Genomic DNA, 14,465 nt, shown 5'->3' with positions numbered 1-14,465 from the left:
GGATGCTTGGGTTCGGGTTTGGCGTCTGTTCGCGGTCTTAGACCTGGCTGGGCCGCGAACTGCCGTCGATCAAGGCCTTGCTGACCTCGCCGGGCTTGATGATGCCGTGTTCCACGCTGTAGGCCAGCAGCTCCAACAGGTAGTCGTGACGGAAAATCAACGATCCTTCCCATTCGCTGCCTTGCTCGCCCTGGATGGCGGGCAGGGTGATGATCACGCGTTCGCCGTCTATCGTGTCCAGCGCGAAGGCCTCCACGTTTCTGGCGATTCCCGATAAGGATCTTGCAGAATGCTTGCCATAATTCAAGGCGCGTATGCTCATTGCTGACTCCTGTCGCATCATGGTTTCTCTTTGGCCCGCGTTGATCTTGAAATGGCCGCCGCTTCGCCGTCCTGGCGTCGCCTTGCGATGCCCGCCTGAGGCGGCGCGCAGGCGGGAGGCGCTTGGCGTTGCGCAAGGGCTGGATTTGGCGGCGTTTCAAGTTTTTTTATTGTCGAGCGGCCGGCATCCCGATAGTGCGTCGCGGCGTCGCGCTTGAGGCGCGAACCGGCGAGATGCGTCGGCCGCCCGGCTTCGCCGCGTGATGGGCCGGCGATATCGGCATGGGATGGCAGTCCGGCCGCGCGGTGTACCGCTCCAGGCTCAGAGCATAGCGTTTTTATGCTTATGGGGTAACTCCAGAAAAATGGAGAATACCCAGTTGGATATCACAGCTGTTTGGAACCGATCAGCCGGCTAAAAAGCGAGGTCGGCATTTTGCGGTGCATGCCGGCGGCAATCAGCGCATCGCATAATTCGGCGCGTCGTTGCGAGGGCAGGCCCAGTTTTTCGCAGATATAGTTTTTGCTCTTGATAATAGAATCCGCCACCCGGGTTTTGGGCTTGGGCCGATATTTGTTCATGAAGTCGGCGATTTGCTTGAAGTCCCAATTCAGCAGCATCAGGAAGCAGACTTCCTGTTCGTATTCCGTCAATTCCACGTCAAGCAGTTTCAATTCGCCCTGCACCTGTTCTATGCTGCAGCCGGCGCCGAATTCCAAAATGTAATTGGGCATCAGGTTGATGAAGTTGGCGATCTCGATTTCATGCGCGTAATAGATGGTGCCCAGGATGGAGCGCGTCGCCTCGTGCTTGAGCAGATGCTTGGAGAACACCCGCGCCTTGAGGCCGTCTCCGTATTCATGCACGTTGAGGATGGAGACCTTGCGTGTCGGATCGCAGGTTTGCATCAGCGCCAAGTCTTCCTGCACATAGCAATCGGCGAACTGGGCGGTGCCTTCGCAGGGCATTTCCTTGTCCAGACGGTCCACCACGTCGTCTCCGCGCTTGAGCGCCACGATTCTGGCGTAGGCGTCGCTGGACGCCAGATGACGGGAGTTGGCGTCTTTGGCGCCGACGATCATGTCGGTCTGGCCGGAGATCTGGGTGACGGATTGGCGGAACTGAGCCACGAATTCGCTTTGCTCTTCGGTGAAGCGTTCAGGGGAGACGAGCTGATAGTCCATAATGTGTGCCTGGTGCGGAGGTTGGTCATGTCGGGGTGCGCTGTCTTGGCCTCGCTGTCGCGTCGGCCGCCGTCCAATGGTTGCTGAGCGTTGGCGAGATGCTTGGAATGGCGTTGAAACCGGTTTTGAAACGCGGCGCGCCGTATGCGCGCGCGTTCCTAAGGCCGCAACGCCGTGTCTCGCTCTTGTTCGCTAAGCTTTGAACAGTCTCTAAGCTGGGCACTTATAGATTTTTTGTTCCGATAGTGTCAATGCGAATGGCCGTTTGGCCTTGATTAACTGTACTAAAGGATTAAGGCGCACGGAGAAGGCGCATAAGGCGCGCAGGTTTGAAATAATAGCTCGCTTTTAATGTTTGTTTTGTCCGTTATTACGGTTTGTTAGGAATATCATGAAGGTGATTGATTGGCAGTTGGAACTTGAAAACGGCGTTTACGACAAGAGCGTGGGCATCAAGATTTTGAAATTGGCCGGCGACGCCGGCTTCAGCACGTATTTAACCGAAATCGCCCCCGGGGTGGCCATCAACGGTCATTATCATCGTCATGGCGACGAGCACTACCATATCGTCAGCGGCCGAGGCGAGATGAGGCTGGTGGATGTGGCCACCGGGGCGGCGCGCGCCCATGAGGTGGCGGAGCGGAGCTCCTTCGTGGTGCCGGCCAATACCCAGCATCAACTCAGTAATACCGGCGCCGCGCCGCTGGTGTTGATGTTCAGCTGTCCGGCCAGTCATCTGGCGGAGGATCGCCACTTTCTGTAGCCGCGTCGAAGCGGAACAGCCGGGCGGGCGTATCGTGAGTGATGCGTCGGCGGCGTTCCGCGTCCGGCAGCCACTGTTCCAACAGCTCCAGCGTGCGGGCGTAGCGGATGGAGCCGAATTGAGTATGCGGCCAATCGCTGCCCCATAGCAGCCGCCCCGGCCCCAGCGCGCTGTCCAGCAGCGGCAGCGCGGCGCGGGCGATGTCCTCGCCGCGGCCGGCCAGGCCGTTGCGATAGGCTGCGGAAATCTTGACCCAGACGCGGCCGCTGGCCGCGCCGGCGTCCAGCATGCGGCGGAAGCCGGGATCGTCCACCCCCAAAGCGGGATGCGGCCGGCCGAAGTGGTCGATGACCACCTTGACTCCGGTGTCCAGCAGCGGCGGCAGCAAGACCGGCCAATCCTGCGCCGCGCGGTGCACCTCCACTTGCCAGTCCAGGCTGGCGGCATGCGCCAGACAGCGCCGCCACGCCGGCGAATGCAGATCCGGCAACGGCCGGCCGATCAAATTCAGCCGCAGGCCGACGACGCCGGCGTCGTCCATCGCGCGCATGGCCGGCAGCGGACAGTCCGGGGCGATCACCGCGATGCCGCGCAGCCGCCCCTCGCTCTCGCGCAGCCCCTGCAATAAATAGCGGTTGTCCGTACCCAGAAAGCTGGGCTGCACCAGGACGCCGCCGGCGATGCCGAACTGATCCAGCTGAGCCAAATAGGCTTGCAAGGGGGCGTCCCGGTACGGCTTGTAGCGCAGCGGGGCGGTGCCTATCAGCTGACGCAGAAAGATGTGGGCGTGCCCGTCTATCATCGGCGCTGGGTTCAGCCGCAGGCCTGACAGGCGCCGCCGCGCACGGCACCCAGGTCCAGCGCCGCATCGATGTCGGCGGCGTCCAGCACTTTATGCCGGATGCTGTGGGACAAGAGGGCGAGCAGGTAGTCGCGCCGGAAAATCGGCGAGCCCTCCCATTCGCTGCCGGCCGTGCCCAGGATGATGGGCGAGGTGATGATGACCCGCTCGCCCTGGATGGTGTCCAGGGCGAACTCGTCATCGGTGATCTGGTTGGCGATTTCGTCTAATGCCATGGTGACCTCACAATTTCAATGAAATGGCGCGTCCGCCGTTCAGGCCGAGGCGCGGGCGTCGCGGGCTTCCGGTCCGCGCGGGTCCGGCAGCGTGTCGTTCAGCGGCTTGCCCTTGGTTTCCGGCAGGCAGAACACGGCCAGCGCGACGATGGCGTAAGCCATCGCGGCGCTGACGCCGATGGAGGCGCCCAGGGTCCAGCTGTCGCTCAGATAGCCGACCAGCAAGGGAAAGCCGGCGGACAGGATGCGGCCGAAGTTGTAGCAGAAGCCCACGCCGGCGCCGCGCATGCCGCTGGGGTAGAGCTCGTTGAACAGCGCGCCCAGGCTGGAGGGAATGCCGGCGGCGAAGAAGCCCAGCGGAAAGCCCAGGAACAGCATCAGCGGATTGCTCAGCGGCGCGAACACGTAGATCAGCACCGTGGCCACGCAACAGACGGAGAACAGCAGCAGGTTGAGACGGCGACCGATGCGGTCCAGCAGGTAGGCGCTGGCCATGCAGCCGCACCAGAAGGCGACGATGATCACCGCCAGATAGCCGCTGGTGCCGAGAATGGACAAGTGGCGCTCGGTCTTGAGGAACATCGGCAGCCAGGTCATCAGCGCGGCGTAGCCGCCGTGCGCGCCGACGCCGATCAAGGAGCCGATCAGGGTCATGCGCAGCACGTCGGGTTTGAAGATGTCCAGCAGCGGCACCGCGGGCGCGGCCTGGCGCTCGCGGCGCGGCGGTTCCGGAATGTGGCGGCGGATATAGATGATGAAGAAGGCCGGCAGGATGCCGATGCCGAACATCACGCGCCAGGCGATTTCCGCCGGGAACAGCAGGAAGATCGCCGAGTACAGCAGCACCGACGCGCCCCAGCCCACCGCCCAGGCGCTTTGCACCGAGGCCATCGCCTTGCCGCGGTGTTCCGGCCGGATGATCTCCGCCATCAGGACCGCGCCGGCGGCCCACTCGCCGCCGAAGCCGAAGCCTTGTAGCGCCTTGAACACCAGCAATTGCTCATAGCTTTGGGCGAAGCCGGACAGCAGGGTGAACAGCGAGAACCAGACGATGGTGATTTGCAGCGCCAGCACCCGGCCGACGCGGTCCGACACCGCGCCCATGATCCAGCCGCCCAGCGCCGAGGCCACCAGGGTCACGCTGCCTATCATCCCGGCTTCCGCCTTGCTCAGGCTGAAGGCGGCGATCAGCGCCGGGATGGCCAGGCTGAACATCTGCACGTCCAGCGCGTCCAGCGCCCAGCCGCCGAAACAGCCCCAGAAGGTCTTGCGTTCGCCCGGCGAAACCTGCTTATACCAATGCAACATGATGCTGCCCTTTATGGTTCTTGCTTGTTGTCGATGCGTCGCCGCGCGCCGCTGCCACGGCGCGGGCGGCGCGGAATCAGCGGATGTCCGCCTGATAGCGGAATTTATCGGCGCGGCCGCGCACGCTGCGCCATTCCAGCGGGCTGCCGTCATAGGCCTTGGCCAGCCGCTCCAGCACGATGGCCGGGGTGCCGGGCGCGAGTTGCAGCAGTTCCGCGTGCGGCGAGGCGATGGCTTCCGCGGTCAGGATTTCACGCGCGGAGGCCACCACCTGATGACAGCAATCCTCGTACAGCGGATAGAGCAGGTCGCCGAAACTGGGTAGCGGGATGGCCAGCAGCGCCTGGAAACGCGTCGCCGGCAGCCAGATGGACTCGGCCAGCAAGGGCTCGCGGTCCAGATAGCGCAAGCGGGTCAGGTGGATGGCCTGTGCGCCCGGCGATAGCTGCAGGCTGTCGGCGATGGCCGGCGGCGGCGTCAATTGTTCGCGGTGCAGGATTTTCGCTTCCGGGATGCGGTAATTGCCCGCCGCGTCGTGAAAGCGGAAAAAGCGCAGCAGCGAGGATTGGAAGTTGGCCGGTTTGATGAAGGTGCCCTTGCCTTGGCGGCGTTCCACCATCTCGTCGGCCACCAATTGATCCACCGCCTTGCGGATGGTGCCGATGGAGGTGTGGAAGCGTCCCACCAGCTCCGCCTCGGTGGGAATCGCTTCGCCGGGCTTCCATACCCGGTTGGCGATGTCGCGCGCCAAAGCGTCGCGCACTTGCTGGTACAGAGGCAGGCGGAGGTCCGCCTGACGCATGTCGGTCATATGGTCATATATATGAATTAATTCGATGGCCGCAACGATGACAAATTAATGAACGCCAAACAAGAGCTAAAACGTTTTATCAGGGCTGATCTGTACTAAAGGACGGTGTTTTGCGCGGAGAAGCGCGGGCGGGGACGGCGGGGGCAGCGTACAGGCCCGGCGGAGCCGGGCCTGAGAGCCCGTTTACGATCTGCTGCGCGTCGGCGATACGGCGTTGAAAATGGTTTCGAAATGCTCATGTACCGTCTGTACACTCCGCTTTCTCAACCGTTTTCGCCTTGTTCCGCCTTAGCTCGCGAGATCGTAAACACGTTCTGAGAGCCTGCTTAGGACAGTCCGGCGGCCATGTCTTTACGGCATGGCCGGCCGGCGAGAGGGCGGGCGGAAATCAGATGCGGGCGGCCAGGCGCGAGCCTTGATCGATAGCCCGTTTGGCGTCCAGTTCGGCCGCTACGTCGGCGCCGCCGATCAAATGCACGCTCTTGCCGGCGGCCTGCAGGGGCGCCTGCAGCTCGCGCAGCGGATCCTGGCCGGCGCAGATGATCACATTGTCCACCGGCAGCAGCTGAGCCTCGCCTTTGACCGTGATGTGCAGGCCGGCGTCGTCTATCTTGTCGTAGCTGACGCCGGACAGCATGCGCACCCGCTTCATCTGCAGGCTGGCGCGGTGAATCCAGCCCGTGGTCTTGCCCAGGCTTTCGCCCACCTTGCTGGTTTTGCGCTGCAAGAGGTAGACCTCGCGCGGGCTGGGGTGCGGCTGCGGGCCTTGCGGGCTGAGGCCGCCCGGATGCTCCACCGCCATGTCCACGCCCCATTCGCGCATGAAGGCGGCGGTGTCCAGCGAGCTGGACCGGCCTTCGTGGGTCAGGAATTCCGCGGTGTCGAAGCCGATGCCGCCGGCGCCGATGATGGCGACGCGCTTGCCAACCGCCTTGCCGTGCTTGAGCACGTCCAGGTAGTTGAGCACCTTGGGATGGTCCACGCCGGGAATCTCCGGCGTGCGCGGCGCGATGCCGGTGGCCAGCACCACTTCGTCGAAGCCGGCCAGGTCCGCCGCGGCCACTCGAGTGTTCAGCCGCTGCTCCACCCCGGTTTGTTCCAGCTTGCGCTTGAAGTAGCGCAGGGTTTCGTAGAACTCCTCCTTGCCGGGAATGCGCTTGGCCACGTTGAACTGGCCGCCGATTTCCGCCGCGGCGTCGAACAAGGTCACTTGATGGCCGCGCTCCGCCGCCACCGTGGCGAAGGCCAGGCCGGCCGGGCCGGCGCCGACCACGGCCAGCTTCTTCGCCTGGGCGGTTTTTTCGTAGTTCAGTTCGGTCTCGCGGCAGGCGCGCGGATTGACCAGGCAGCTGGTCAGCTTGCCCTGGAAGATGTGGTCCAGACAGGCTTGGTTGCAGCCGATACAGGTGTTGATCTCGTCGCCGCGGCCGGCGGCGGCCTTGTTGACGAAGTCCGGATCGGCCAGGAAGGGGCGCGCCATGGATACCATGTCGGCGCAGCCGCCGGCCAGGATTTCTTCGGCCACTTCCGGGGTGTTGATGCGGTTGGTGGTGATCAGCGGAATCTTCACCTTGCCCATCAGCTTCTTGGTAACCCAGGCGAAGCCGCCGCGCGGCACCATGGTGGCGATGGTGGGCACCCGCGCCTCGTGCCAGCCTATGCCGGTATTGATCAGCGTGGCGCCGGCCTTCTCGATCTCTCCGGCCAGATGCGCGACCTCGTCCCAGGAACTGCCGTCCTGCACCAGGTCCAGCATGGACAGCCGGTAGATGATGATGAAATCGCTGCCCACCGCGGCGCGCACCGCTTTCACGGTTTCAATGGCGAAGCGGATGCGGTTTTCAAAGCTTCCGCCCCAGTCGTCGCTGCGCTTATTGGTGGCGCGGGCGATGAACTGGTTGATCAGATAGCCTTCCGAGCCCATCACCTCCACGCCGTCGTAGCCGGCCTGCTGCGCCAGCCGCGCGCAGCGGGCGAAGTCGGCGATGGTTTGCCAGACGTCGGCGTCGGACAGCTCGCGCGGCTTGTAGAAGTTGATCGGCGCGATCAGCGGCGAGGCGGACACACATTTTTCCTGGAAGCTGTAGCGGCCGGAGTGCAGGATTTGCAGCGCGATCTTGCCGCCGGCGGCGTGCACCGCGTCGGTGACCAGCTTGTGGTGCGGCACTTCGGCCTCGTCGGCCAGCATGGACGCGCCTTCGGCGACACAGCCCTCCGGATTGGGGCCGACGCCGCCGGTGACGATCAAGCCCACGCCGCCACGGGCGCGCTCGGCGTAAAAGGCCGCCATTTTCTCAAAGCCTTGCGGGGCTTCTTCCAGGCCGGTGTGCATCGAGCCCATCAGCACGCGGTTTTTCAGCGTGGTGAAGCCCAGGTCCAGCGGGGCCAACAGGTGCGGGTATGCCGTCATGTTTTCGTCCTCGTGTAGATTTCTCGCGCAGATCATTGTGGCCGCGGCCGCCGTCCGGCGCCAGCGCGGCGGGCAAGTGTTTGATTGCTTGGGCTTGCCGGTGTTGGCGTTGAAGATACTTACTAGTAAGTAAGGTGTCAATCGGCCTTGAGGCCAAGCTTGCCGCGGGAGAAGGCCAATATGAAAAAAGCCACCGCGAAGGGTGGCTTTCATTTCCAGGCCGATAGGGCTTAGAAGTTGTATTTCAGCGAGTAGATGACGGCGTTTTCGTTGCCGGCCACGCCCAGCTTGTTGACGGCGTAGCGGTACTGCAGACCGGCGGTCATGGATTTGACCGGGGTCCACCACAGGCCGATGGCGCCGTTCTGGCCGGTGCGGCGTTCGCTTACGCCGTTCGGGGTGGCCAGGGTGGTGTATTCCTTGGCGCGGTCGAATTCGGTTTCGTGCCACTGGGTCACCGAGAACGGCTGGCCGAAGGCGGTGAAGTCGAAACCGGCGACATAACCGGCCATATAGCCGTTCATATTGGCGCCAACGCCATATCTCAGTTCCTGGTGGAAGCCGAGGAAAGGCTTGAACCAGACTTTGCCGAAGCTCAGGTCGGTACCCAGGCCCACTACGCGGTTCTGGTCAAAGAAATTGTGGCCGCGGGTATCGTATACGTGGGTGTACAGCTTGACCGGCACGCCGCCGACTTCAGCCAGGTTGAAACGCGCAACTACCTTGGTGGTGTAGCGACGATCGCCTGCCGGCATTTCCTTGTCGTTGCGGTTCCAGTTCTCCAGATCGAAGAAGCCGTAAACATCGCCCCAGGAACGGCCGATGCCGCCTTCGGCTTCCAGGTATTGGAAGTTGCGCTTGGCGCCGAACGGGCCGGCTTGCGTGCGATCCAAGGTGCTCGGCGACCAGTTCAGCTGGTTGAAGCTGACATTGCCGAAGGAGTAATCACCGGCTTGCGCCAGGGTACAGCCGCCCACCAGAGCCAGGGCCAGCAGCAGATTGCGAGTTTTCATTGTTTCACCAGAATATTGTGCGTGTAGCGTGTAGTGCGCGCGGACAGACCTGTCGGCGCGGGCGCAGACTAGCTCAGAAATATTCGTTTGCAAAGTATTTACAATGCGCCTGTCGCATTTTTGTCATTTTATGTAAATGCGATGTATTTTGAGCTATAGATATTTGGCATGAAACATTAAATGTTGTGGAACTACAGTTTTTTGCTACAAAAATGCGCGTCCGGCCAGCCGTAACGCCTTAAATCCACCTTGCCGGCCGTGCTCAATTCCACCCCGTCCTCTTCCAGCAGCAAGCGCTGCCAGTCGGCCTGCTCGCTGCCCGGCCGCGAGATGCGCCCTCCGGCGCCCAGCACCCGAAACCAGGGCACGCTGAGGCCTTCCGGCAAATGGCTGAGCAAACGGCCGACGTGGCGCGAATGGCGCGGATAGCCGGCCTGTTCCGCCAAGGCGCCGTAAGTGGTGACCCGGCCCGGCGGCAGCGCCAGCAGCAGCGCGATCACCTTGCGTTCAAATTCGGGAGGCATCGCGGCTCAGCGGTAGCGAGGGTTGGCCACATAGGGGTTGCTGCGCTTTTCCTCGCCCAAGGTGGTCAAAGGGCCGTGGCCCGGCACCACCGTGGTGTCGTCCGGCAGCAGGAACAGCTTTTGCTGGATGGCGTCGATCAGTTGCTGGTGATTGCCCATTGGAAAGTCGGTGCGGCCGATCGAGCCCTGGAACAGCACGTCGCCGGCGATCAGCAGCCGCGCGCTTGGGCTGTGAAACACCACATGGCCGGGGGTGTGGCCGGGGCAATGGATCACGTTCAGGCTTTCCTCGCCCACGCTGACAGCGTCGCCTTCCTCCAGCCAGCGGTCCGGCGTCAGCGCCTCGCTGCGCGGAAAGCCGAACATATGGCCTTGCTGCGGCAACTGGTCCAGCCAGAAGCTTTCCGCGCGCTGGGGGCCTTCGATCTTGACGCCCAGTTGCTCGGCCAGGCGCGCGGCGCCGCCGGCGTGGTCGATATGGCCGTGGGTCAGCAGCAGTTTTTCCACCGTCAGGTTCTGGCGGGCGGTCCAGTCGGCGATGCGTTCGATATCGCCGCCGGCGTCCACCACCGCGGCGCGGCCGCTGGCGTCGCACCACAGGATGGAACAGTTCTGGGCAAACGGCGTGACCGGAATCACGTGGAAATGCAGGGACATGGCGCGCTCGATTCAATGCAATGCGGCATTGTGGCACGAGTCGGCGGGCAAGAGGAGGGCGGGCCGTCGCGGCCCGGGCCGGTGCAGAGCCTAAGAATGTGTTTACGATCTCGCGAGCTAAGGTGAGACAAGGCAAAAACAGCTGAGAAAGCGGAGTGTACACACGGTACATGAGTATTTCGAAGTTGCACTCACCGAGCCACGTTTCACGACGCGCAGCAGATCGTAAACAGGTTCTAAGCCGCCTCAGAGCCTGTTCAACGCTCCTGCCTCACTCTCCCGCCGACGCGCAGCGCATTTTGAGCCGGCTTTCAGTCCTTGCGGCCGTCCCAGGACAGCTTGCCCGCGCCGTGGGCGAACACCATCAGCAGGCCGCCGGCCATGGCCAGGTTCTTGGTCAGCTGGATCATTTGCTGGCTATTGCCCGGTTCCCAGTGGAAGAGCAGCGCCGAGGCGACCGAGAAACCGGCCAGCAGCAAGGCCACCCAGCGCGCTTGCACGCCCAGTGCTAGGGCCAGACCGCCGCCGATTTCCAAAGCGATCACCAGCGGCAGCAAGAAGCCGGGCACGCCCATCGCGGCCATATAACCCTGGGTGGCGGCGTAGCCGGCGCCGAGTTTGCCTATCCCGGCCAGGATGAAGACCTGAGCCAACAGCACGCGGGCAAGCAATGCGATCCATTTGTCCATCTTGCGTTCTCCTGCCGGCGCGCCGGCCTTGATTGATGACGCCGGCCGCGGAGGGCGGCCGGCCATGAACGGACTATACGGGCCGGGCCGGCGCGAAAAAAGCGCAAAAAACCGCAAGAGTCGATCAAAAAATCCGACCAAGCCGCGGCTACAGCTTGAATTTTCCAATCAGCGAATCCAGCTCCTCGCCCAGGCGCGCCAACAAAGTGGTGGCCTGCTGCGCCTGGCTGATGGATTCGTCGGTTTGCAGCAACATGCCGTGAATGTTTTCGATGTGGCGGGCGATTTCCTGGCTGGCGCTGGACTGTTCGGAGGTGGAGGCGGCGATGTCGCCCACGGATTCCACCACTTGCTGGGCGTGGCCGCTGATCTGCTGGATCGATTGCGCCGATTCCTCGGCCAGCTTCACCCCCTGGTCCACCTGGCGCAGCGCGCCGTCCATGCTGTCGGAGGCCTTGGTGGTGTCCTGCTGCATGGTCTGGATCACGCCGGAGATTTCCAGCGTGGCCTGAGCGGTGCGCTCGGCCAGCTTGCGCACTTCGTCCGCCACCACCGCGAAGCCGCGGCCCATCTCGCCGGCGCGCGCTGCCTCGATCGCCGCGTTCAGCGCCAAGAGATTGGTCTGGTCGGCGATGTCGCGGATCACCGACACGATGCCGCTGATCTGGTCCGAGCGCTGCTGCATGCCGCTCAGCACCTCGGCCAGCTCGCGCACCGTCTGCGAAATGCGGCCGATCTCGCGCACGGTGGCGTCGACATTGGCCGAAGCCTCGCTGGACAGCGTATCGGCCTCGCGCGCGCGCTGCTCCGCCACTCGCGCCGATTCCGCGATGTGGCTGACGCTGACCGACAACTGCTCCACGCTGGCGGCGGTGGCGTTGGCGGCCTCGGACTGGCGCGCCGAGCTGCCGCGGATCTGATCCACGTCGCCGGACAACTGGCGCACCGAACCCAGCACATCGCCGGCGTGGCGGCGCACGTCCAGCATCATCGTGCGCAGCGAGCCGGTGAAGGTATTAAAGGCGCCGGCGGCCAGGCCGATCTCGTCGCGGCTGGCGATGGGCAACGCCCGGGTCAGATCGCCGCTGCCGGAGGCTAGCTCGCTCATCGCCGATTGCAGCCGGCCCAGCGGGCGCAGCAACTGGCTGAGCGTGGCGCCCAGCAGCAACAGGATCAGCGCCAGAATGCCCAGGCTGATCAAGGCCGACTGCCAGCTAGCCGCGCGCACCGGCGCGAATGCCTCGCTCAAAGGGATGGAAATGCGCACCGCCCACGGCATGCCGGCCTCGCCCACGGTGATGGGCATGATGAAGTGGCGGAAGCCGTCGTCGCTGTCGTACTCCGCCGGCTGGCCGCCCTTGATCGCCGTCTTGGCCGCCGCCGGCAGACCGGCGTCCGCCTTGCCGTTGAGCGCCGGATCGCGGCCGGCCAGCTGCACGCCGCTATTGGAATACAAACTCATGAAGCCGCTCTGATAAGGCTTGACCTTGGCGGCCAGCTCCTGCAAATGACCGAGCGCGATATCGCAGCCGGCCACGCCCAAGACCTTGCCGTTGCTCGACAGGGGAAAGGAAATGGTGCCCATCAGGATCTTGATGTCGGGATCGACGTAAGGCTCGGTCAGCATCGGCTTGCCGGTTTTGCGCGGCTCGGTGTAGTAGGCGCTGTCGTCCACGCCCTCGCCGCCCCACACCACGTCGATCTTGCCGCTCTTGCGATACCAGTACACGCCGCTGCGGCCGGTCTTGTCGTTGTGCTCCTTGCCGGCCAGCTCCGCGTCGCGGCCGTCCAGCGCGTTGGGTTCCCAGATCGCCCAATAGCCGACCGCGTCCGGATTATTGGGCAACTGGCCTTTGACGATGTCGGATATCAGCTGGCGGGCGTTGGGCGGCAGATTGTGCTTCACCGCCACCGCGGACTCGGCCACCACCTGGGCCGAATCGTAAGTCTTGCCCAGCAAGCGTTGCACCTGGCCGGCCTCGCTTTCGGCCAACAGCTTGGCGTTGTCCAGCACCGCCTTCTCCGCGCTCTGATAACTGGCGTAGATATTGACGCCGGCCAGCACGCAAAAACCGATCAGGATCAGCAGGCCGGAACTGGCCAGAATCTTGCCCTTGATGGTGGTGATCATGGTTGTCCCCATCGCTTCATATGTGTTCTTCCCCAAAAGCCGTTGCGAGCGGACGCCGGTTCCCGGCCCGGTTATTATGGTGTGGGCCCGCCGGCGGCATCGGTTTCCAACGGCATGCCGCCATTTGTATTAAATAGCTTAAATGGGGTAAAGGGAAATTTTGCAATCGGCGGGACGGTGCGCCATCTTCCGGCGCGCCGCGGCGAGACAGGGAGAATCGAAGCATGTCGATGGAAGCATGCACCCGCCCGGACCATGCCGAGCGCCCGGCGGAGGCCGCGCGGCGGCTGGTGCTGGCGCGCTTGGAACAAGTGGAGGCGAGCCACGGCGTGCGCATCCTTTACGCGGCCGAAGGCGGCAGCCGCTGCTGGGGCTACGCCGCGCCGGACAGCGATTACGATGTGCGCTTCGTCTACCTGCATCCGGAAGCGTGGTACGAGACCGGCGACCGGCGCGACGTGATCGAACTGCCGCTGGCCGACGGGCTGGACATCAGCGGCTGGGAGCTGCGCAAGGCGCTGCGGCTGAGCCTGGGCGGCAACGCCGCGCTGCTGGAGTGGCTGGCCTCGCCGCAGGTCTACCGCCAGCACCCGGCGGCCTGCCGGGTCTTGCGGGATCTGGGGCCGGAGCACTTCGCCGGCGAGGCGGCCTATTGGCATTATCTGTCCGTGGCGCGCAAGAACTACCGCGGCCGCAAGCTCGAACAACAATTGCGACTGAAAAAATACCTGTACGTGCTGCGGCCCTTGCTGGCGGCGCAATGGGTGAAGACGCGGCGCGGCATGCCGCCGCTGGCGCTGGCGGAATTGGTCGCTGGGACTTTGGACGATGTCCGGCTGCGCGATGAGCTGGCCGGCCTGCTGGCCTTGAAAACCGCCGGCGGCGCGCCGGAGTACGGCCCGGCCACGCCGGGCCTGCAAGACTATATCGATGAGGCCATGCGGGATTACGAGGCCGCGGCGCGCCCGAGCCGCTACAGCGACTGGGCGCGGGCGGACGCATTGCTGGAGCAAGTACGCCTGGCCTGCGGCGCTTGAACAGGCGGAGGCCTTGGTTTCAACAGCCCGTTTCTGAAGGCGCCATCCGTCCGACAAACCTCCTGCCCTAGGGTGGGCGGAGCGCGGCGATGCCGACGCGGAAACGCGATGGGACCGATGCTTGGATCTTGGCGGCGGGGTTTGGTGGGTATCGCCTAGCGGCTCCACCCACCCTACAAATACCCCGACAAACCATCCGCCGTAGGGTGGGTGGAGCGCAGCGGTACCCGCCGCAAGGCGCTTAGCGGTTTCGCAGGCGGATGCGGCGGAAGCGCGCTTCCAGGCTGAAGCGCTGTCCCAGCGCCAGGTAGATCTGGTGTTGGCTATCGACATGGCGGTAAACCCGGACCCGGTCGGCCCCGGACCCGGTCGGCCCCCAGCAGCATCATGATTTCCAGATAGTTGAAGAAACCCATCCACTGGCCGCGTCCGTCGCGGTCGTCAAAATCGATGTCGCGCGCCACGCGGCTGAGCAGGCCTTTGCCGACGTATTCCCGGTTGTCCTTCAGCCATTGCAACAGGTGAGCCGCGCATTCGCG

The 14,465-nt window shown here is 63.9% G+C and carries 15 protein-coding genes; 2 read left to right on the top strand and 13 right to left on the bottom strand.

Annotated elements, in window-relative coordinates; translation table 11 throughout:
- Window positions 1-37 precede the first annotated feature (37 nt).
- Window positions 38-322, bottom strand: a complete 285-nt coding sequence (locus DB032_RS21105; protein ID WP_146176757.1) for a hypothetical protein — start codon at window positions 320-322, stop codon at window positions 38-40.
- Between the two features lie 386 nt (window positions 323-708).
- Complete coding sequence (locus DB032_RS21100; RefSeq protein ID WP_107801184.1) at window positions 709-1,506, bottom strand: hypothetical protein; 798 nt, start codon at window positions 1,504-1,506, stop codon at window positions 709-711.
- Between the two features lie 391 nt (window positions 1,507-1,897).
- Here DB032_RS21100 and DB032_RS21095 point away from each other — a divergent pair, with 391 nt between their 5' ends.
- Window positions 1,898-2,269 carry a cupin domain-containing protein gene (locus DB032_RS21095; protein WP_107801183.1) on the top strand — a complete coding sequence of 124 codons (372 nt, stop codon included), beginning with the start codon at window positions 1,898-1,900 and terminating at the stop codon, window positions 2,267-2,269.
- On the opposite strand, the gene DB032_RS21090 is transcribed toward DB032_RS21095, so the two are convergent.
- The 10 genes from DB032_RS21090 to DB032_RS21045 form a co-directional block, all read right to left on the bottom strand.
- Complete coding sequence (locus tag DB032_RS21090; protein WP_107801182.1) at window positions 2,223-3,071, bottom strand: amidohydrolase; 849 nt, start codon at window positions 3,069-3,071, stop codon at window positions 2,223-2,225. The genes DB032_RS21095 and DB032_RS21090 overlap by 47 nt on opposite strands.
- Before the next feature lie 11 nt (window positions 3,072-3,082).
- On the bottom strand, window positions 3,083-3,346 hold the full coding sequence (locus DB032_RS21085) for a hypothetical protein (RefSeq protein ID WP_107801181.1): 264 nt from the start codon (window positions 3,344-3,346) through the stop codon (window positions 3,083-3,085).
- Window positions 3,347-3,385: 39 nt separating this feature from the next.
- Entirely contained in the window at window positions 3,386-4,654 is a 1,269-nt protein-coding gene (locus DB032_RS21080) for an MFS transporter (protein WP_107801180.1), read from the bottom strand.
- Between the two features lie 76 nt (window positions 4,655-4,730).
- Window positions 4,731-5,465, bottom strand: a complete 735-nt coding sequence (locus DB032_RS21075; protein WP_199225953.1) for a GntR family transcriptional regulator — start codon at window positions 5,463-5,465, stop codon at window positions 4,731-4,733.
- 388 nt (window positions 5,466-5,853) lie between these two features.
- Window positions 5,854-7,875: an NADPH-dependent 2,4-dienoyl-CoA reductase gene (locus DB032_RS21070; protein ID WP_107801179.1), complete on the bottom strand. Its 2,022-nt coding sequence runs from the start codon at window positions 7,873-7,875 to the stop codon at window positions 5,854-5,856.
- A 230-nt stretch (window positions 7,876-8,105) separates the two neighbouring features.
- Window positions 8,106-8,888, bottom strand: coding sequence for an outer membrane protein OmpK (locus tag DB032_RS21065; protein WP_107801178.1), 783 nt, complete (start codon window positions 8,886-8,888; stop codon window positions 8,106-8,108).
- 191 nt (window positions 8,889-9,079) lie between these two features.
- Complete coding sequence (locus DB032_RS21060; RefSeq protein WP_107801177.1) at window positions 9,080-9,412, bottom strand: MGMT family protein; 333 nt, start codon at window positions 9,410-9,412, stop codon at window positions 9,080-9,082.
- Window positions 9,413-9,418: 6 nt separating this feature from the next.
- Window positions 9,419-10,069: an MBL fold metallo-hydrolase gene (locus DB032_RS21055; protein WP_107801176.1), complete on the bottom strand. Its 651-nt coding sequence runs from the start codon at window positions 10,067-10,069 to the stop codon at window positions 9,419-9,421.
- Between the two features lie 311 nt (window positions 10,070-10,380).
- Window positions 10,381-10,758 (bottom strand): DoxX family protein, encoded by a 378-nt coding sequence (locus tag DB032_RS21050; RefSeq protein ID WP_107801175.1) that lies wholly within the window; start codon window positions 10,756-10,758, stop codon window positions 10,381-10,383.
- 148 nt (window positions 10,759-10,906) lie between these two features.
- Entirely contained in the window at window positions 10,907-12,889 is a 1,983-nt protein-coding gene (locus tag DB032_RS21045; protein WP_158274386.1) for a methyl-accepting chemotaxis protein, read from the bottom strand.
- 224 nt (window positions 12,890-13,113) lie between these two features.
- On the opposite strand from DB032_RS21045, the gene DB032_RS21040 reads away from it, so the two are divergent.
- Window positions 13,114-13,926, top strand: a complete 813-nt coding sequence (locus DB032_RS21040) for a nucleotidyltransferase domain-containing protein (RefSeq protein WP_107801173.1) — start codon at window positions 13,114-13,116, stop codon at window positions 13,924-13,926.
- 323 nt (window positions 13,927-14,249) lie between these two features.
- On the opposite strand, the gene DB032_RS21035 is transcribed toward DB032_RS21040, so the two are convergent.
- A partial coding sequence (locus DB032_RS21035) for a hypothetical protein (RefSeq protein ID WP_158274385.1) occupies window positions 14,250-14,465 on the bottom strand: 216 nt, incomplete at its 5' end.

Origin of the sequence: Chromobacterium sp. Panama, from assembly GCF_003052555.1 — a bacterium.
GTDB lineage: Bacteria > Pseudomonadota > Gammaproteobacteria > Burkholderiales > Chromobacteriaceae > Chromobacterium.
This window is presented reverse-complemented; position numbering and strand designations above follow the sequence as displayed.